Source organism: Streptomyces sp. NBC_00190 (assembly GCF_036203305.1).
In the GTDB taxonomy this organism is placed as follows: domain Bacteria; phylum Actinomycetota; class Actinomycetes; order Streptomycetales; family Streptomycetaceae; genus Streptomyces.
The window spans coordinates 6,594,269-6,613,277 of the sequence record NZ_CP108131.1 but is presented as its reverse complement, the minus strand read 5'-3'; the positions used below and the strand labels follow the sequence as shown (position 1 = coordinate 6,613,277).

Annotated in this window: 18 protein-coding genes; 3 read left to right on the top strand and 15 right to left on the bottom strand. The window is 71.9% G+C overall.

Features of this window, described 5'->3' with window-relative positions; genetic code table 11:
- Positions 1-26 precede the first annotated feature (26 nt).
- From OG429_RS31060 to OG429_RS31025, 8 genes are all read right to left on the bottom strand, one after another.
- Positions 27-1,028, bottom strand: coding sequence for a TIGR03842 family LLM class F420-dependent oxidoreductase (locus OG429_RS31060; protein WP_328928558.1), 1,002 nt, complete (start codon positions 1,026-1,028; stop codon positions 27-29).
- Positions 1,029-1,040: 12 nt separating this feature from the next.
- Entirely contained in the window at positions 1,041-2,441 is a 1,401-nt protein-coding gene (gene hydA / locus OG429_RS31055; protein ID WP_328928557.1) for a dihydropyrimidinase, read from the bottom strand.
- Between the two features lie 10 nt (positions 2,442-2,451).
- Positions 2,452-3,705 (bottom strand): aspartate aminotransferase family protein, encoded by a 1,254-nt coding sequence (locus OG429_RS31050; protein ID WP_328930476.1) that lies wholly within the window; start codon positions 3,703-3,705, stop codon positions 2,452-2,454.
- A gap of 38 nt (positions 3,706-3,743) precedes the next feature.
- On the bottom strand, positions 3,744-4,586 hold the full coding sequence (locus OG429_RS31045) for a nitrilase-related carbon-nitrogen hydrolase (RefSeq protein ID WP_328928556.1): 843 nt from the start codon (positions 4,584-4,586) through the stop codon (positions 3,744-3,746).
- Positions 4,587-4,753: 167 nt separating this feature from the next.
- Entirely contained in the window at positions 4,754-6,118 is a 1,365-nt protein-coding gene (locus tag OG429_RS31040; protein WP_328928555.1) for a hypothetical protein, read from the bottom strand.
- Positions 6,119-6,325: 207 nt separating this feature from the next.
- On the bottom strand, positions 6,326-6,706 hold the full coding sequence (locus tag OG429_RS31035; RefSeq protein WP_328928554.1) for a PPOX class F420-dependent oxidoreductase: 381 nt from the start codon (positions 6,704-6,706) through the stop codon (positions 6,326-6,328).
- A 9-nt stretch (positions 6,707-6,715) separates the two neighbouring features.
- The gene (locus OG429_RS31030; RefSeq protein WP_328928553.1) at positions 6,716-6,892 is read right to left on the bottom strand and encodes a hypothetical protein; all 177 of its coding nucleotides are present in this window, start codon (positions 6,890-6,892) and stop codon (positions 6,716-6,718) included.
- 67 nt (positions 6,893-6,959) lie between these two features.
- Entirely contained in the window at positions 6,960-7,211 is a 252-nt protein-coding gene (locus tag OG429_RS31025) for a helix-turn-helix domain-containing protein (protein WP_328928552.1), read from the bottom strand.
- A 65-nt stretch (positions 7,212-7,276) separates the two neighbouring features.
- Here OG429_RS31025 and map point away from each other — a divergent pair, with 65 nt between their 5' ends.
- On the top strand, positions 7,277-8,044 hold the full coding sequence (map, locus tag OG429_RS31020; protein WP_328928551.1) for a type I methionyl aminopeptidase: 768 nt from the start codon (positions 7,277-7,279) through the stop codon (positions 8,042-8,044).
- 57 nt (positions 8,045-8,101) lie between these two features.
- Here map and ggt read toward each other — a convergent pair whose 3' ends face one another.
- On the bottom strand, positions 8,102-9,910 hold the full coding sequence (gene ggt, locus OG429_RS31015; protein WP_328928550.1) for a gamma-glutamyltransferase: 1,809 nt from the start codon (positions 9,908-9,910) through the stop codon (positions 8,102-8,104).
- A gap of 100 nt (positions 9,911-10,010) precedes the next feature.
- Here ggt and OG429_RS31010 point away from each other — a divergent pair, with 100 nt between their 5' ends.
- Entirely contained in the window at positions 10,011-10,739 is a 729-nt protein-coding gene (locus OG429_RS31010) for a hypothetical protein (RefSeq protein WP_328928549.1), read from the top strand.
- On the opposite strand, the gene OG429_RS31005 is transcribed toward OG429_RS31010, so the two are convergent.
- From OG429_RS31005 to OG429_RS30980, 6 genes are all read right to left on the bottom strand, one after another.
- Complete coding sequence (locus OG429_RS31005; protein WP_328928548.1) at positions 10,699-11,970, bottom strand: cytochrome P450; 1,272 nt, start codon at positions 11,968-11,970, stop codon at positions 10,699-10,701. The genes OG429_RS31010 and OG429_RS31005 overlap by 41 nt on opposite strands.
- A gap of 81 nt (positions 11,971-12,051) precedes the next feature.
- A complete protein-coding gene (locus OG429_RS31000; protein ID WP_328928547.1) occupies positions 12,052-12,558 on the bottom strand; it encodes a hypothetical protein in 507 nt (168 codons plus the stop codon).
- A 26-nt stretch (positions 12,559-12,584) separates the two neighbouring features.
- Entirely contained in the window at positions 12,585-14,030 is a 1,446-nt protein-coding gene (locus OG429_RS30995) for a HAMP domain-containing sensor histidine kinase (RefSeq protein ID WP_328928546.1), read from the bottom strand.
- Positions 14,031-14,040: 10 nt separating this feature from the next.
- Positions 14,041-14,724 carry a response regulator transcription factor gene (locus tag OG429_RS30990; protein ID WP_328928545.1) on the bottom strand — a complete coding sequence of 228 codons (684 nt, stop codon included), beginning with the start codon at positions 14,722-14,724 and terminating at the stop codon, positions 14,041-14,043.
- Between the two features lie 33 nt (positions 14,725-14,757).
- Positions 14,758-16,446, bottom strand: a complete 1,689-nt coding sequence (murJ, locus tag OG429_RS30985; protein ID WP_405677711.1) for a murein biosynthesis integral membrane protein MurJ — start codon at positions 16,444-16,446, stop codon at positions 14,758-14,760.
- Complete coding sequence (locus OG429_RS30980) at positions 16,443-17,552, bottom strand: lipid II:glycine glycyltransferase FemX (RefSeq protein ID WP_328930474.1); 1,110 nt, start codon at positions 17,550-17,552, stop codon at positions 16,443-16,445. The genes murJ and OG429_RS30980 overlap by 4 nt, the downstream gene beginning before the upstream one ends.
- Before the next feature lie 252 nt (positions 17,553-17,804).
- On the opposite strand from OG429_RS30980, the gene OG429_RS30975 reads away from it, so the two are divergent.
- Complete coding sequence (locus OG429_RS30975; protein ID WP_328930473.1) at positions 17,805-18,974, top strand: L,D-transpeptidase; 1,170 nt, start codon at positions 17,805-17,807, stop codon at positions 18,972-18,974.
- Positions 18,975-19,009: the final 35 nt, after the last annotated feature.

The following is a 19,009-nucleotide window of genomic DNA, read 5'->3' as shown; positions in this document are numbered from 1 at the left end:
CGGGCGGATGGCGAGGACCGGTGACGTCAGCTGCTCAGCGCGGGGATGACGTGCGTCCCGTAGGCGTCGATCGTGGCCTCCTTCGCGTCGTGCATGTCGTAGAGGGCGAACTGGTCGACGCCGAGGTCGCGCAGGGCGCGCAGCTTCTCGATGTGGGCCTCGGGCGGGCCGAGCAGGCAGAAGCGGTCGACGATCTCGTCGGGGACGAAGTCCGCGGACGGGTTCCCGGTGCGGCCGTGGTGGCTGTAGTCGTAGCCCTGGCGGGCCTTGATGTACTCGGTGAGCTCGTCGGGGACCATCGAGGAGTGCTCGCCGTAGCGCGAGACCAGGTCGGCGACGTGGTTGCCGACCATTCCGCCGAACCACCGGCACTGGTCGCGGGCGTGGGCGAGGTCCGTGCCCACGTACGCGGGGGCCGCCACGCAGATGGTGATCGCGGCCGGGTCGCGGCCTGCCTCCACTGCGGCCTGGCGGACCGACTTGACCATCCACTCCGTGAGGTAGGGGTCGGCGAGCTGGAGGATGAACCCGTCCGCCTTCTGCCCGGCCAGGGCAAGGGCCTTCGGGCCGTACGCGGCCATCCATACCGGCAGCTTCCCGTCCCGGATCCAGGGAATGCGGATCGGGTTGCCGTCGACGACCGCCTCCCGGCCCTCGGCGAGGTCGCGGATCACCTCGATGGCCTCGCCGAGCCGGGCCAGGGTGTTCGGCGCGCGCCCGGCGACGCGCATCGCCGAGTCCCCGCGCCCGATCCCGCACACGGTGCGGTTGCCGAACATGTCGTTGAGGGTGGCGAACGTGGAGGCGGTGACCTCCCAGGTGCGGGTACCCGGGTTGGTGACCATCGGCCCGACGTGCAGTTTTCGGGTGTGCTCCAGGATCTGGCTGTAGATGACGAACGGCTCCTGCCACAACACGGCGGAGTCGAAGGTCCAGCCGTAGCGGAACCCGTTGCGCTCGGCACGGCGCATGAGACTGATGACCTGCGAAGCCGGTGGATCGGTTTGCAGGACGAGGCCGAAGTCCATGGCGGACACTCCTTACAGGTACTGGCAGGTGGTGCGGGGGACGAAGACCCCGTGGCCGGCCCGGCCCGTGTACTCGCGCCGGTCGATGACGAGTTCGCCGCGGGAGAGCACCGTGTCGACGCGTCCGGTGATCCGCTTGCCCTCGTACGCCGAGTAGTCCACGTTCATGTGGTGGGTCTCGGCGGAGATGACCTGCTCGGCGTGCGGATCGTAGAGGACGATGTCGGCATCGGAACCCGGCGCGATGGTGCCCTTCTGCGGGTAGATGCCGAACATCCGGGCCGGGGTCGCGCAGGCGATCTCGATCCAGCGGCGGCGGCTGATGTGCCCGTCCACGACGGCCTGGTGGAGGAGGTCCATGCGGTTCTCCACCCCGGGCAGTCCGTTGGGGATCTTGGAGAAGTCACCGCGGCCCAGCTCCTTCTGGCCGCGGAAGCAGAAGGGGCAGTGGTCGGTGGAGACCACCTGGAGGTCGTTGGTGCGCAGCCCCCGCCAGAGCGCCTCCTGGTGCTCGCGCGGGCGCAGCGGGGTGGAGCAGACGTACTTGGCGCCCTGGAAGTCGGGCTCGGCGAGGTTGTCGGTGGACAGGAAGAGGTACTGCGGGCAGGTCTCCCCGAAGACCGGCAGCCCCTTGTCGCGGGCGGCGGCAAGCTCGGCCACCGCCTCCTCCGCCGAGACGTGGACGACGTACAGGGGGGCTCCGGCGACCCGTGCGAGCTGGATGGCGCGGTGGGTGGCCTCGGCTTCGAGGAGCACCCTGCGGACCTCGCCGTGGTGGCGGGGGTCGGTCTCGCCGCGGGCCAGGGCCTGTTCGACGAGGACGTCGATGGCGATGCCGTTCTCGGCGTGCATCATGATCAGCCCGCCGTTGGCGGCGCCGCGCTGCATGGCGCGCAGGATCTGCCCGTCGTCGCTGTAGAAGACGCCCGGGTAGGCCATGAACAGCTTGAAGGACGTGACGCCCTCCCCCACCAGGAGGTCCATCTCCTTGAGGGTGCCCTCGTTGACGTCCGAGAGGATCATGTGGAAGGCGTAGTCGACGGCGCACTTGCCGTCGGCCTTGTCGTACCAGGTGTCGAGGCCCTCGCGCAGGGAGTGGCCCACGCTCTGGACGGCGAAGTCGACGATCGTTGTGGTGCCGCCCCAGGCGGCGGCCCGGGTTCCGGTCTCGAACGTGTCCGAGGCCGAGGTGCCGCCGAACGGGAGCTCCATGTGGGTGTGCGCGTCGACGCCGCCCGGGATGACGTACTTCCCGCTCGCGTCGATCGTGCGGCCGGCCGTCCAGGCCTCGGCTGCCGCGGAGCCGTGCGCGGCCAGGGCCGCCACGCGGCCGTCCTCGATCAGGACGTCCGCGTGGAGTTCGTCGGCGGCGGTGACCACCAGGCCGCCGCGGATCAGGGTGCGGATGCTCATGGAAGTCCCCCTACTGGATGCTGCGGAGCGCCTGTTCGAGGATCTCGGCACCCTCTTCCGCCTCGGCGACGGTGAGGGAGAGCGGCGGCGCGATGCGCAGCACGCTGGTGTTGTGACCGCCGCCCTTGCCGATCAGCAGGCCGCCCGCGCGGGCGGCCTCCAGGACGGCCGCTGCCGCCTCCGGGTCGGCCTGGTCGGTGCCGGGCCGGGTCAGCTCCAGGCCGGCCATCAGGCCCCGGCCGCGCACCTCCCGTACGGCGGGCACGTGGGCGGCGATCGCGCGCAGCCGCTCCAGCAGCAGGCCGCCGACGCGGCGGGCGTTGCCCTGGAGGTCGTGTTCCAGCAGGTACGCGAGGTTGGCGGCGCCGGCCGCCATGGTGACCGGGGAGCCGCCGAAGGTGGAGATGGAGTTGGAGTCCAGGCAGTTCATCACCTCGGCACGGGCCACGACCCCGCCGATGGACATGCCGTTGCCGATGCCCTTGGCGAAGGTGAGGATGTCCGGCGGGCCGTTCTGGGCGTGGGCCTGCCAGCCCCAGAAGTGCTCGCCCGTGCGGCCCCAGCCGGTCTGCACCTCGTCGCTGATCCACAGGATGCCGTGCCGGTCCAGGACCTCGCGGAAGGCCCCGTACAGGCCGTCGGGCGGGGAGGTGAATCCGCCGACGCCCTGGATCGGTTCGGCGATGAGCGCGGCCACTCCGCCTCGGGCCTGGCCGAGCACGTCCTCCAGGTCGGCCACGGCGGCGGCGGTGAACTCGGTGTCGGACAGCTCCGCGAAGGGGCCGCGGGTGCGGACGGCGCCGTGGACGTAGTACGTCTGGAGCGGGGAGAGGCTGGTCGGGGACCAGCTGCGGTTTCCGGTGACGGAGACGGTGGAGAAGGACCGGCCGTGGTAGCTGTTGCGCATCGCCAGGATCTGGTTGGAGCGGCGGTACGTCGTCGCGAGCAGCAGGGCCGTGTCGTTGGCCTCGGTGCCGGAGGTGGTGAAGAAGACCCGGGCCTCGGGGATGCCGGACAGCGCGGCGACCCGCTCGGCCAGTTCGACCATCGGCCGGTTGAGGTACAGGGTGGAGGAGTGGATGATCCTCCCGGCCTGTTCGGAGACGGCCTTGGTGACCTCGGGCAGGGCGTGGGCGGTCATCGTGGTGAGGATGCCGCCGAAGAAGTCGAGGTAGCGGTTGCCGTCGGCGTCCCAGACGTGGCGGCCCTCGCCGTGGGTGAGCTCGATGGGGCGGTCGTAGTAGAGCGCGAGCCAGTCGGGCATGACGGTGAGGTGGCGGCTGTGCAGGGGGATCGGGTTGGTCACGGCTGTACGAGCCCTCCGTAGGCGTCGGGGCGGCGGTCGCGGTAGAAGGCCCACTGGTCGCGGACCTCCTTGATCAGGCCGAAGTCGAGGTCGCGGACGAGGAGTTCCTCCTCCTTGTCGCTGGCGGTCTCACCGACGAACTGGCCGCGCGGGTCGACGAAATAGCTGGTGCCGTAGAAGTCGTTGTCGCCGTACTCCTCCTGGCCGATGCGGTTGATCGCGGCGATGAAGTACTCGTTGGCGACGGCCGCGGCCGGCTGCTCCAGCTGCCACAGGTACGCGGACAGGCCCCGGTGGGTGGCGGACGGGTTGTAGACCAGTTGGGCCCCGGCCAGGCCCAGTGCGCGCCAGCCCTCGGGGAAGTGGCGGTCGTAGCAGATGTAGACGCCGACCCGGCCGACGGCGGTGTCGAAGACGGGCCAGCCGAGGTTGCCCGGGCGGAAGTAGTACTTCTCCCAGAAGCCCTTGACCTGGGGGATGTGGTGCTTGCGGTACTTGCCGAGGTAGCTGCCGTCGGCATCGATGACGGCAGCGGTGTTGTAGTAGAAGCCCTCGGACTCCAGCTCGAAGACGGGTACGACGATCACCATGCCGGTCTCGCGGGCGAGGTCCTGCATGCGGCGGACGGTCGGGCCGTCGGGGACGGCCTCGGCCCAGCGGTAGTGCTCGGGCTCCTGGACCTGGCAGAAGTAGGGGGCGTTGAACACCTCCTGGAAACCGATGATCTTCGCGCCCTGGGCGGCGGCCCGCCGGGCGTGCTCCTCGTGTTTGGCGATCATCGATTCGGTGTCTCCGGTCCAGGTGGCCTGGACCAGCGCGGCGCGGACGACTTGGGCCATGAGCTGCTCCTCGCGACGGGAACGCCGGGTTCTACGCACGTAGACGGTATGCGTAGGGAGTAGAACGTAGGCCTCGTCACACCGTGGGGCAAGACCGCCGTGCACGGTTGGAGTAGTCGATCAGGTTACGTCGCCCCGCGATCGACAGCGGTCAGGAGACGGGCGGTTTACGCCGCGGCGATCCCTGCCACCCGCAGGGCGTGGACCACGTCGCGGTGACGTGTTCCGGACAGCGCCGCGGCGGCCTGGAGCAGGCGCGGGGCGAACCACTGCGGATCCCGGCGGGCTAAGGCGGCGGCCTCCTCCGCGGTGCGGACCCGGACGAAGGCGCCGAGCAGGGCGTCGGCCTCCCGGGTCCGGCCGGCCGTGCCGAGGGCGAGTGCCGCCTCGGCGATCTCGCCGGGCGGGCGTGCCACGCCCTGGCGCAGCAGGCGGTCGCAGTCGGCCTCCCGGCCGGCCCCGCCGAGGGCGGCCGCGGCCGCGGCGAGCCGCTCGGGCGGGAGCGAGGCCGCCTCCCACAACAGGGTGGCCCAGTCGGCCGCGAGCCCGGCACGGACCAGCTGGTCGGCGAGGCCGGGCAGCCGGTCCGCGGGCCAGGCCGCGATCTCGCAGAGCAGCGCGTGCGCCTCTCCGCCGCGCCCCGCCGCGCGCAGTGCGATCAGTTCGCCGACGACGGCCCGCGTGCTCCCGGCCTGGCCCGCGGGGAACCCGCCGGTCCCGGCTGCCGCCTCTGCGAGCCCTGGGCCGGTTTCCGTATGGCCCCGGGCCTCATGTCCCGGCCCGCCGGGCCCGGCCGGGGGCACCGCCCCGCCGTCCTGCCCAGCCGGTCGGGGCTCCGGGGTGCCGAAGCGTGCCCCGCGCGGAGCCGATCCGGGCCCGCCCGGGGCCGGGTCACCGTCCGGGTGGCCCGGCGGCGGGGTGAAGGCCGGGGCTCCGGGCGCCGCCGAGCCCGCGTACCGGGCGCCCCCGGCCCGCCGCGCGCCGCGCAGCCACCGTCCCTCGGCCCGCCCGACCGGCGCCTCGACCGGCGCCTCGGCCTGTGCCCGGGCCTGGGCCCCGGCCTGAACCTGCGCCTGGACCTCGGCCTGGGTCCGCACCTGCGCCTCGGCCGGTGCCGGCTGCTGGCGGGACACGCTGGAGGGCGGTTGCGGGATTTCCGGCCCGGCGGGCCGCACCGCCTCGCCCGGGGCGCCGGCCCGCAGGGCCGAGAGGCGGGCCGAGATGTCCTCGTGGCGTGACGCGGCGCGGGCCGCGTCGTCCTGGGTCCAGGAGAGTTCCCGGGCCAGGGCGTCCGCCTCCGCCGGGTCGGTGGCGCCGCCGAGCCGGGCCGTCAGGCTCCGCAGGGCCTCCCCCGCGTCGGCCCGCTGCGCGGCCGCCGCCGCGTACTGGGTCCGCAGCTCCTCCATCCCGCCCGGCAGCCTGTCCCACGCGGTGACCGCGGCGGCCCGCAGCCGGGCGGCGTATACGGTCTCCCGCCCCGCGATCTGCTCGCCCCGCACCGCCGCCAGGTCCCGCAGGAGCGAATCCACCACGTCCCACGGCGGTATGGCCGCCCCGTTGAGACAGGCCCGCAGACCCTCCGGATCCCGGCGCAGGAACTCCCCGTACCAACCTGCTCCGGGATCCAACCTCTGGGTCAACCCACGCAGGTATTCAGCGAATTGACCGATCGTCAGCGAAGTCGCGGTCTCCATGACCGCATTGGATCCCACCTGTGTTACGGGCGGGCTACGGGCACCTCAAAGCTTGACGGCGATCCCGGTGTGCGGCCGCCGCCCCCGCCGCACCACCATGGCGGGCACGTCCACCACCCAGAACTGCCACGTGTACTTGCGCGACATGAGCCCCCGCACCCGCCGCAGCCCCGCCTCGTCGAGCAGCCGGGCCTCACCCTCCCGCACCGGCGCCCCCTCTTCGACGCGCCCGCGCACGTCACAGGGGGCGACGGTGACCCGTCCGTCGTTGCGGATCCGCTTGACCTTCCACGATTCGCTGCGCGTCCACACGTACAGCTCTCCACCGTCGGCCACCGCCCACACCGGCGTCGCCACAGGCGTGCCGTCCTTGCGGAAGGTGATGAGACTGACGTACTTCGCCCTGCCCAGCTCTTCGACATCCATGGCCCGACCCTAAGGGCTGTCGCGCGATCCCCGACCGGGCGCGTCTTCGCGCAGGACCACGTCCCCCGGGCCTTCGGACCGGTCCCGGCCGTCGGGGGCGACGCAGGCCGCGAGGAGCAGGCCGCCCGCGAGGAGCGCGCCGAGGAATCCGAAACCGAGTCGCTTGGATGCGTTCGTGGCAGACACGCCTTCACGCTTGCCCCGCGTACGGGCGCTCCCACCGCCCATTGGGCCGATCGGCCGCGGGCCGGACTCAGACGGGCACGAGGGAGCAGCGCCGCATCACGTCGTCCAGGGAAAGGCCGAGGACCTCGGCGAGGGCGGCCACCGTGAAGAAGGCGGGGGTGGGTGCCCGGCCGGTCTCGATCTTGCGGAGGGTCTCGGCCGAGAGCCCGGCTCCGGCCGCGATCTCGACCATGCTGCGCGCGCCGCGCGCCTCACGCAGCAGGGCGCCCAGGCGCTCGCCGCGCTCGCGCTCTTCAGGAGTCAGGGGGGTACGGACCATGCCCCCATCCTACCCGCACGCACCAATAACTATCCCGTTAAAGTTATACCGGTATAGTTATTGGCATGGTTGAACTCAAGACGGAACAGTCGATCGACGAGATGCGCGCCGCCGGCCGCGTCGTCGCACATGCCCTGGCGGCCGTACGGGAGAGAGCGCGGGTCGGGGTGTGCCTGCAGGACCTGGACCGGGTGGCCCGCGACGTACTCCGCGAGGCGGGCGCGGCCTCGCCCTTCCTGGGCTACCGGCCGGCGTTCGCGCCGGTGCCCTTCCCGGCCGTGATCTGCACCTCGGTCAACGACGCCATCGTGCACGGCATCCCCGGCACGTACCGGCTGCGTGACGGGGACCTGGTCAGCGTCGACTGCGGGGCCAGGCTCGGCGGCTGGGTCGGGGACGCGGCGATCAGCTTCACCGTCGGCCGGCCCCGCCCCGCCGACCTGCGGCTCATCGCGACGGCCGAGGCGGCCCTCGCCGCGGGCATCGCGGCAGCGGTGCCCGGCAACCGGATCGGCGACATCGCCCACGCGGTCGGTACGGTCTGCCGCGCCGCCGGATACGGCATCCCCGACGGCTTCGGCGGCCACGGCGTGGGCCGCCACATGCACGAGGACCCCGGCGTCCCCAACGAGGGCCCGCCGGGACGCGGCATGAAGCTGCGCCCCGGCATGGTCCTGGCGATCGAGCCGATGCTGACCGCGGGCGGTACGGACGACTACACCTGCGACGGCGACGGCTGGACCCTGCGCACCACCGACGGCAGCCGCGCCGCGCACGCGGAGCACACGGTCGCGATCACCGCCGACGGCCCCAGGATCCTCACTGCCCCCTAGGCCTTGTCGTCAAAAGTCCCGCCTCGCCCTACTTTGACGACAGGACCTAGTCCGTGCTCAGGGCTTGCCGTGCGGGTGGACGACCATGGCCGAGCCGCCGCCGCGGCGGGTCGTCTCGGCCGCCGCCAGCCAGCGCCCGTCGGGCAGGCGCTGCACGCCGGTCGCGGCGCCGATCTCCGGGTTCTGCCGGAAGGCCTGCCCGATCGCCTCCAGTTCGGCGCGCACCGGGCTGTTCCACAGGCCCGGCTCCAGCTCGGTGGTGGTCTGGTTGCGCTGGCTGGCGCGCGGCGCAGCGATCGCGTCGACCAGCGGCAGACCCCGGTCCAGGTGGCCCATCAGGGTCTGCAGGACGGTGGTGATGATGGTGGCACCGCCCGGGGAGCCCACCGCGAGCACCGGCCGCCCGTGCTCCAGCACGATGGTCGGTGACATGGACGAGCGCGGCCGCTTGCCGGGGCCGGGCAGGTTCGGGTCGGGAACACCCGGCGCGATCGGGGCGAAGGAGAAGTCGGTCAGCTCGTTGTTGAGCAGGAAGCCCCGGCCCGGGACGGTGATCGCGCTGCCGCCGGTGGATTCGATCGTCAGGGTGTAGGAGACCACGTTGCCCCAGCGGTCGGCGACCGTCAGGTGGGTGGTGTTGTCCCCCTCGTAGGCGGACGGCGCCGCCTTCCCGGTGGTGGCGCAGGGTACGGGGTGCCTCGGGTCGCCGGGAGCCAGCGGGCTGGTCAGCGCCTGGTCCGGCTTGATCAGGCAGGCGCGCGAGTCGGCGTACCGCTGGGAGAGCAGCTCCCGCGTCGGCACGTCCTCGGCGGCCGGGTCGCCGACCCAGCGGCCGCGGTCGGCGAAGGAGATCCGCGAGGCCTCGATGAAGCGGTGCAGGTACTGCGCCTCGGACAGCTTCGAGAGGTCGGTGCGCTCCAGGATGTTCAGCGCCTCGCCGACGGTGGTGCCGCCGGAGGAGGAGGGGGCGATGCCGTAGACGTCGAGGCCCCGGTAGCTCACCTGGGTCGGGGCCTGCCGCTTGGTCCCGTACGCGGTGAGGTCGTCGGCGGTCAGGTCGCCGGGCCGGACGTTCCGGGTGGCCGCGGGGTTCACCGGGGGCTTGCGGACGGCCCGGACGATGTCGTCGGCGATCGGGCCCCGGTAGAGCGCGCCGGTCCCCTTGCGGCCGAGTTCCGCGTACGTGGCGGCCAGGTCGGGGTTTTTGAAGGTGGAGCCGACCACCGGCAGGGCGCCGCCCGGCAGGAAGAGCTTCGCGGTGTCCGGGAAGTCCTTGAACCGGTCCTGGTTGAGCTCGGTCTGGGCGCGGAAGGTGGCGTCGACGGTGAAGCCGTCGCGGGCCAGCTTCTCGGCGGGCTTCAGCAGCTGGCCGAGCGGGCGGCTGCCCCAGGATTCGAGGGCGCTCTTCCAGGTGGCGGGGGTGCCGGGGACGCCGACCCCGCGGCCGCTGGTCTGCCCCTCGGCGAAGGGGATGGGGACGCCGTTCTCCTGGAACAGCGAGGCAGTGGCCGTCGCGGGGGCGGTCTCGCGGCCGTCGATGGTGTGCACGCGGCGGGAGCCGGCGTCGTAGTAGACGAAGTAGCCGCCGCCGCCGATGCCGGACGAGTAGGGCTCGGTGACGCCGAGCGCGGCGGCGGTGGCGACGGCCGCGTCCACGGCGTTGCCGCCGGAGCGGAGTACGGCGATGCCGGCCGCGGAGGCGTCGGCGTCGACGCTGGCGACGGCCCCGCCGTAGCCGGCGGCCACGGGCACCTTGGCCGGGGTGGCGGTCGCGTCGGCGGCGGAGGGCGGAGCGGCCGCCCCGGTGGACACCAGCGCCCCGGCGAGGGCGACGAGTGCTAAGTGACGTGCGGCGGGACCACGCATCGGTACCTCCAGTCGACGGCCGGTCAGACCATGCCACCGCAGCCTAACTTCACGGGACCCCTCGCGTCATGAAGGCCGTGCGACGGCTACCATCCGCCGCATGAACGACGACGTCCGCAACATCGTGCTCGGGGTGATCGCCACCGCGCTCAGCGGCGGGTTCGGCTGGTTCTCCCGGACCTACCTCTGGCGCCGCGCGCTCCGCCGCAAGCAGGCCTTCTTCGGCCTGCCGACCGGATCCGACTGCCTGTTCGTGGTCAACCGGCAGATGGGCGGAAAGGATTCGTCACTGCACCGCAACGACGCCTTCGCGCTGCTGGAGATATCCGCCCTGATCAAGGACTGCGGGGCGACCGTGCAGATCGTCACCCACGACGGGGCCCGCCAGGGCTTCGGCGAACGGACCGAGTTCTGCGTCGGCGGGCCCGCCTCCAACACCCGCACCACCGCGCACCTGACCTCCATGCTCCCGGGTGTCCTCGTCGACGTCAGCCTCGAGTCGGGCGATCCGGACCGCGGGGCGATCCGGATCGGCGAGGAGAAGTACCGCTGGGAGAAGGGGATGGTCGAGCACGTGCTGCTGGCTCGGCTGACGACCCGGCACGGCTCCCGGCCCGTGTTCCTGCTCTCCGGACAGACCGCCAACAGCAACCAGGCCGCCGCCCGCTACCTGGCCAAGCACCATGTGGGGCTGGCCCGCAAGTACGGCCGCGAGTCCTTCTGCGTCCTGCTGAAGGTCATCAACTCCGATGCCTACGGGCCGGATGTGACGGAGCTGGTGGCGGACGTCACCGCCGCGGCCCGGACACCCGTAGCGGCAGACGCGTGATCCCGTTGATGAAGTTGGAGACCAGCCGCCCGGGAGGTCCGGCGAGTTCGGGCGGGGGCATGACCGCGCGCCACTCCTCGTAGAAGGTGCGCAGCTGGAGCCGGGCGAAGTGGGCGCCGAGGCAGACGTGCGAGCCGTCCCCGAAGGAGACGTGCGGGTTGGGCGTGCGGCCGAGGTCCAGGCGGCCGGGGTCGGTGAAGACGCGTTCGTCGTGGTTGGCGGAGGCGTGGAAGACCACCACCTTGTCCCCCTCCCTGATGCGCTGCCCGGCCAGCTCGGTGTCGACGGCGGCGGTCCGGCGGAAGCTGAGCACCGGCGGGTGCACGCGCAGGAGTTCGTCGACGGCACGTTCCATCGGGGCCCGGCCCCCGGCGAGCAGGCGGTAGTCCCCCGGGTCTCGGGCCAGCGCGAGCAGCCCGCCGGGCGCCGCGCTGCGCACGGTGTCGTTGCCCGCGACGGTGAGCAGGAAGAAGAACATCTCCAGCTCGGCCGGGTCGAGTCCGGCCTGGGCGAGGGCGGTCATCACGTCGTCGCCGGGGTGCGCGCGCTTGTGGGCGGCCAGTTCGCGGGCGTACGCGAACATCTCGCCGAGCAGGGCCGGTGAGCGCGGGTTGAGGGGTTTGCCGTCCGGGCCGAGGAGCGGAGCCGGGGCGTCTTCGGGGTCCTGGTAGCCGATGACCCGTACGGTCCACTCCAGCAGCAGGGCCCGGTCGGCGGGCGGGACGCCCAGCAGGTCGGTGAGGTTGAGCAGCGCGTATTCGTCGGTGACGGTGCGCACCACGTCGGTGGCGCCGTCCTCGGCCTTGTCCCGGGCGGCGGCGAGCAGGTTGCGGGCGCGGTCCCGTACCCGCGCGGCGAAGGCGTCGACGCGGGCGGGGGTGAAGGCGCGGGCGACGAGCCGGCGCAGCCTGCCGTGGTCGCCGGCGGCCTTGTCCGGGTCCTGGTTGAGCATGGTGCGGCGCAGGAACGGCAGGTCGGCCGGGTCGGGGTCGCGGATCTGGGTGGCGCCCAGCCAGGAGGAGTACGTCCGGTGGTCGCGCAGGACCCGGACGACGTCGGCGTGCCGGGTGACGGCCCAGAAGCCGGGGCCGGCCGGCCAGCCCTGGATCTCCGGCTCCGGCTGCCAGGCCACGGGGTGGCGGTCGCGCAGCAGCCGGTAGCGCTCGTACGGGACGCCGACGGCGTAGACGCGGGGGTCGAAGACGTCGGGGACGTCTGCGGCGTGGTCCATGGGGCTACCGTGACGGGTGGGCGGCCCCGCCCGCAAGGGCGCGGCCCCCTGCGGACAGGAACCGCGGGACGGCCGCGTGCGTCAGTGCCGCGGGTTGCAGTCGGCGGAGGGGAGGGTGGTGTCGGTGCCCTGGATGGCGACCGGAGTGACGGTGTCCGGCACGGCGGAGACGCCGAAGGTGCACACCAGCTGCTTGCGGGCCAGGTCGGACAGACCGGCCACGGGGAACGGCACACTGACCGTCAGCCCCTTCCCCGGCGAGTACTTGTTCACCGAGGCCGCGTCCGACTGCGCGTCGGACACCCGGGGCAGGGCCGTGGTGAGTCCGGCCGCCGAAGCCGGACCGCTGGGGCCGTCCAACAGCACCCGCAGCAGTGGCGTGGGCGCGAGCATGTAGTCGGTGCCGATCGAGAAGGGGACCGGGACGAGCCGGTCGCCGTCCTTGGAGATGAAGTAGAGGACGGCAGCGGTCTTGCTGTCGGGCACCTTGACGGTGGCGGCATGGCCGCTCTCGATCACCCCGGTGCGTTTGATCCCGCATCCGGCGAGCAGTAGGGCGCAGCCCGTCAGCGCAGCCATGGCCGCCACGGCCCTGGACCTTGTCGTCGACCCCGTCATACGCGGGCCTCCAGTGGCATGTCGAGGGTGAAGAGGGCTCCGCCGGACGGCCCGTTGCCGGCCCGGAGGGTGCCACCGTGCAGGCGGACGTTCTCCAGGGTGATGGCGAGTCCGAGGCCGCTGCCGGCGGAGCGGGTGCGGGCCGCGTCGGCCTTGAAGAAGCGGTCGAAGATGTGCGGCAGCACCTCCGGGGCGATGCCGGGCCCGCTGTCGGCGACGTCGATGAGCAGCCGTTCGCCGTCCTCGCCCGGTGCGGTCCGCACGGTGACGTGCACGGGGGCGCCGCCGTGCCGCAGGGCGTTGCCGACGAGGTTGGCGAGGACCACGTCGAAGCGGCGCGGATCGAGTCGGGCGCGTACCCCGTCCGGCAGGTCGGTGACGACGCGCTCGTCGTCCCAGTGGCGTCGTTCGAGGGTCTTGCGCACGGCTTCGGCGATGTCCACGTCGTCGAGGTTGAGTTCGGCGGCCCGGGCGTCGAAGCGGGAGATCTCCATCAGGTCCTCGACGAGGACGGCGAGTTTGCCGGTCTCGGCGCTCACCAGGCGCAGGGCCTTGGCGGTGTCGGCGTCGAGGCTCGCGGCGTCCTCGTCGAGGACCTCGGTCACGGCGAGCATTCCGGCGAGGGGCGTGCGCAGTTCGTGGGAGACGTCGGAGGCGAAGCGGCGGGCGCGGGTCTCCGCGTCCCGCAGCTCGCTCACCGACTGCTCCAGGGCGCGGGCGGTCTCGTTGAAGGTGCGGGCGAGTCCGGCGAGTTCGTCGGCGCCCCGGACCTCGATGCGGGTGTCGAGGCGGCCGCGGCCCAGCCGCTGGGCGGCCCGGCGCATGTCGCGGACCGGCCGCAGCACGCTGCGGGCGGCCAGCAGCGCGGGGATGATGGCGATGGCCAGCCCGGGGACGGCCCCCTGCTGAGCGGCTTTGACCATGGCCTCGACGGTCTGCTTCTCGGTGGAGAGCGGGACGCAGGCGAAGAAGACGACGCCGGTGGGTTCGGTGTAGCCGTTGTGACTGAAGAGGGCGGGCACGCCGACCGTGAGGTACGGGTTGCCGCGCTGGTCCTCGACGCGCTGGAAGGCCGTGTACCGGCTGCTGAGGACCTTCTCGCGCAGGCTGGCGGTGACCACGGTGGAGGTCGGCGAGGACGGGTTGGTGGAGGCGCGCAGGTCGCCGTACTCGGCGAAGAGGATCCACGGGTGGGGTTTGCCGCGCTTGCCGAGGTCGCTGACGATGCGCTGGAGTTCCTGCTGGTCCAGGGGAAGGCGGAACTCCTGCTGCTCGACCTGGTCCCGCAGGGTGCTGACGGCGGTGTCCTGGGTCTGCTTGAGGATGGCGTTGCGCGCCTGCTGGTAGGTGAGGGCGGCCGTGCTCACCGCGCTGATCGCGGCGACCAGCAGGAAGGCCGCTATCAGCCGGGTGCGCAGCCCGAGCGGGGCTATGCGTCGCACCTCGCGCCTCCTACAGGGGACCGAAGCGGTAGCCGAAGCCACGCACGGTCTGGATGTAGCGGGGGCTCTTGTCGGGGTCCTCTATCTTGTGGCGCAGCCGGCGGACGCAGGCGTCCACGAGCCGGGCGTCGGCGTGGTAGCTGTGATCCCAGACGTACTCGAGGAGCTGCTGGCGGGAGAAGACCTGCTCGGGCGAGGCCGACAGGTGCAGCAGGAGCTTGATCTCGCTGGGGGCGAGGGCGACGCGATCACCGTTCTTGGCGACGGTCAGCCCGGCGCGGTCGATGGCGAGTTCGCCGTGGACCGCGACCTCGGGGCGGGCGCCCACGGGGTCGCTGAGCCTGCGCAGCACGGCCTTGATGCGGGCTTCTATGACCTCGGTGCGGGCGGGTTTGACTATGTAGTCGTCGGCTCCGGCCTCCAGGCCGATGACGATGTCGAAGTCGTCGCCGCGCGCGGTGAGCATGATGATCGGCACCTCGCTGGTCTCGCGGATGCGGTGGCAGACCTGAACACCGTTCATCCTGGGCAGCATCAGGTCGAGCAGGACGAGCTCGGGGCGGAAGCTCGCCATCAGGGCGAGCCCCTCCTCACCGGTCTCGGCGGCGCTCACCTCGTGGCCGCGGCGGCGCAGGCCGAGGCCCACCCCCTCACGGACGGAAGGGTCGTCCTCGATCAGCAGTACGCGTGGCATCCGGTCAGTATCCAAGGTGGTGCGGGGCTTGTCCTACCGCTGGCGGCCGACCTTGCGCCGCAGGGAGTCCAGCTGGTCGGTGATCTCCGTCAGGCGAAGCGGCCTGGCAAGGAGAACGACGACGACCATCAGGGATACGGTTCCCGCCCCGACCGCGGCGAAGTCCCCGAACCGCTCGGCGGCCCGGGCGGCCGCGTACCCGGCGGCGCCCGCCGGTGCGCAGGCGGTCAGCATCCGCAGGTGGGTGCGTACGGCACTCGCCCGCTTCTCGGTACGGGTGCCCGCGCGCGGGCCGAGCCTGCGGGCGAGGGTGTACGCGGTGACGGCGGCGCCCGCGGTGAAGGCGACGGAGGAGGCCGCGGCCATGCCGGTGACCGCCCAGCGCGGGGACAGCAGGAGGTAGGCGGCGCCCGAGAGCCCGGCGTTCAGGGCGGCGATGGTGAGGTTGAGGAAGAAGGGGGTGCGGGTGTCGGAGAGGGCGTAGAAGCCGCGCGAGAGCACGTACTGCGCGGAGAACGCGATCAGGCCGGGCGCGAACGCCATGAGCATGCCCGCCATGACCTCGATGTCGGCGGGACCGGTGACCCCGTACCCGAAGACGCTGCCCGTGACCCAGGGGGCGAGGGCGGCGAAGACCGCGGCGGCGGGGACGACGAGGGCGGCGCTGGAGCGCAGCGCGTAGGAGACGTCCGCGCGCACGGCGGCGAGGTCGCCGTCGGCCGCGGCCGCACTCATCCGGGGCATCAGGGCGGTCACGAGGGAGACGGTGATGATGCCCTGCGGGACGATCCACAGCTGGTAGGCGTTGCTGTAGGCGGTGTAGCCGACGCCCTCCGTGAGGCCCGCCTTGACGGCGAGGTCTCCGGTGGTGGTGGAGAGCCGGGTCACCACCCAGTAGGCGATCTGGTTGGTGAGGACGAGCATCACCAGCCAGCCCGCGTTGCGCAGCGGGCGGGTGAGACCGCTGCCGCGCCAGTCGAAGCGGGGGCGCCAGCGGAAGCGGGCGGCGCGCAGCGAGGGGATCAGGGCGAGGGCCTGGACGACGATGCCCGCGGTGGTTCCGATGCCGAGGAGCCGGGTCTCGGCGGCGGTGAGGCCGCCCGCCGCGTCGTGGGAGACGTAGAGGAAGAGCCCGAAGACGCCGATGATCACGACGTTGTTGAGGACCGGGGTCCACATCATCGCGCCGAACCGGCCGCGGGCGTTCAGTACCTGCCCGAGCAGGGTGAACAGGCCGTAGAAGAGGATCTGCGGGAGGCAGAACCGGGCCAGGGCGATGGTGGTGCTCTGCTGCGCCCCGCTGTAGGGGGTGTACACGCCGACGATGAGCGGGGTGGCGAGGACCGCGACGGCGGTGAGCAGGGCGAGTGCCGCGGTGCAGACGGTCAGCAGCCGGTCGGTGTACGCGGCCCCGCCGTCCTCGTGCTCCTTGGCGGCGCGTATGAGCTCGGGGACGAAGACGGCGTTGAGCGCGCCGCCGACGAGGAGCATGTAGATGATGTTCGGGACGGTGTTGGCGACGGCGTAGCTGTCGCCGAGCAGTCCGGTGCCCAGCGCCGCGACGACGACGGCGGAGCGGATGAAGCCGGTGGCGCGGGAGACGATCGATCCGACCGCCATGAGCGCGCCGCTGCGCAGCACCGAGGTCTTCTTCGGTGCCGCGTGATCGCCGTCGGCGCCACCGGCGCCCGCTGCGGCCGGCCTGGTGTCGGTGGCGGTCACCGGCGGGCGAGGTAGGCCTGGAACGCCTTGTAGAGCGCCATGTTGGTGTATCCGTCCATCGGGGTCTCCCACTCGCCGAGCGTCTCGACGACCTGTCCGCCGGTGCCGAGCTTCCAGCGCAGCAGCCCGAAGGAACGTTCGTCGGGGTCGAGGGTGGAGGGTACCCCGCGCATGTCGTACTCGTCGGCACCGAGGGCATGGGCGTCGCAGATCATGCGCCACTGCAGGGCGTTGCTGGGCCGGACGTCGCGGCGGTGGTCGGCGGAGGCACCGGTCTGGTACCAGACCCGGTTCCCGGCGACGATCATCGTGTGGGCGGCGAGGATCTCGCCCTGGTGGATGCCCAGGTAGAGCCGCATCCGGCCGGGCTCCTCGGCGTTGAGGGCCTCGTACTGCTGCTCGTAGTACGACAGGGAGCGGCCCAGCCGGAAGCCGTCGCGCTCCTCGGTGATGCGCAGCAGCCGGTAGAACTCGGGCAGGTCGGCGGTGGTGCCGACGACCGTCTCCACACCCGCCTTCGTGGCCTTGCGCACATTGCGCCGCCACTCCTGGTTCAGGCCCGACCACAGGTCGTCGAGGGTGCGGCCCGCCAGCGGCACCCGGAAGACGTGGCGGGGCTGGGCGTCGCCGTCGTCCTCGCCGCCGCAGCGCTTCCAGCCGCGAGTGCGCAGCCGGTCGGCGAGGGCGGCACCGATCGGGTCCACCTCGGTGGCCAGGACGTCAGAAATCTGCCGGCCGGGCCCGGCGGCGGACTTGGCGGTGGCCGCGTCCCAGCGCCGGTAGGCGGGGGTGGGGCCGATCCGGACCGCGAAGGCGCCGGCCGCCCTCAGGTGGCGCGTCAGCGGGGTCAGCCAGCGGTCGATGTGCGGATCGGACCAGTCGGCGACGGGACCCTCGGGGAGGTAGGCGAAGTATTTGCGGGTGCCGGGGAATTGGCGGTAGAGGACGAGTCCCACGCCCGCTATCTCACCGTCGGGGTAGTGCCATCCGACCCTTTCGGAGCGCCAAAGGTCCTTCACCTGGGCCCAGGAGGGGTACTGGAGGAAACTCGCCTGCCGGTGCCTCGAAAGGAAGCCCTGGTATTCCGGTAGGGACAGAGGGCGCATCGTCAGTTCCTGCTGCCACTGCTGGTGTTGCTGTGGGGTGGTCGCAAGCATGCACTGACTCTCACAGCCCTCCATGACCGAAGCGCGCGGCGATTGTGACCGGACGATGACCGTTTCGCTGCGGTCCACGTCACAACGGAAAGGACGGTCTGTTATCCGAATCGGGGAACCTAGAGTCGTCCTGTTCGCATCTAGATTTGCGAACGGTCATTGATGGAGGGGTTTTCGTTGAGCCGCATACGCCGCACCGCCATGGCGGGCACCGCACTTCTGACCGCCGCACTGACAGCCTGCTCGGGCGGGGGCGGTGACCAGGCCGGCAAGGACGGCAAGGCCGAGCTGAAGCCGAAGACGGACATGGCGGTCTCGGTGAATCTCGCGGGCGATCAGGTGAAGGCGGGCGAGCCGGTGACGGTGACCGTCGCCGAGGGCAAGCTGGCCCAGGTCAAGGTGACCGACGCCAAGGGCGCGGAGCTGCCGGGGAAGATAGCCGACGACGGCAGGACCTGGACCTCGGAGCGCAACGCCCCGCCCGGGGCGGAGTACAAGGTCGAGGCGCAGAACACCCAGAGCCAGAGCGCCACCACGCAGTTCAAGACCGGCGCCGCCGACAAGGTGAACAAGGTCTCGATCAACATCACCAAGGGCAGCACGGTGGGCGTGGCGATGCCCGTGTCGCTCGTCTTCGACAACCCGGTGACGAACAAGGCCGCGGTGGAGAAGCAGCTCAAGGTCACCAGCTCGGACAACACCGAGGGTTCCTGGGGCTGGATCAAGGACCACGACGGCAAGGACCGTGTCGACTGGCGGCCCAAGGACTACTGGAAGTCCGGCACGGACGTGAAGGTCGAGATGAACCTGAACGGCGTGGACTCCGGCAAGGGCGGCGGTCTTTTCGCCCGGGACTACAACACCGAGTTCAAGATCGGCAAGGACCGCCGGATCCAGGTCAGCCTCGACACCAAGAAGATGTCGGTGACCCAGGACGGCCAGGCCCTGAGGACGATCCCGATCTCGGCCGGCACTCCGGGCGGCAAGAAGGCCTCCTGGTCCGGAAAGATGGTGATCATGACCAAGGAGGGCACCATCCGGATGGACTCCCAGACGGTGGGCCTGGACAACGCCTACGACAAGATGGTCGATTACTCGATGCGGCTCACATGGTCCGGCATGTACGCGCACGCCGCCCCGTGGAACACCGGCAACTTCGGCCGGGCCAACAGCAGTTCCGGCTGCGTGGGGATGAGCGACGCCGACGCCAAGGAGTTCTTCGAGCAGTCCCAGGTCGGCGACTCCTTCGAGGTGGTCGGTGACGGCTCGAAGGGCCAGGCGGAGATCGGCAACGGCTACGGCGAGTGGAACCTGTCCTGGGACGCGTGGAAGGCCAAGAGCGCCCTGAACGGCGCCCCGCAGAACGGCTGACCTCTCCACTGACACGTATCAATCGTTACCAGCGT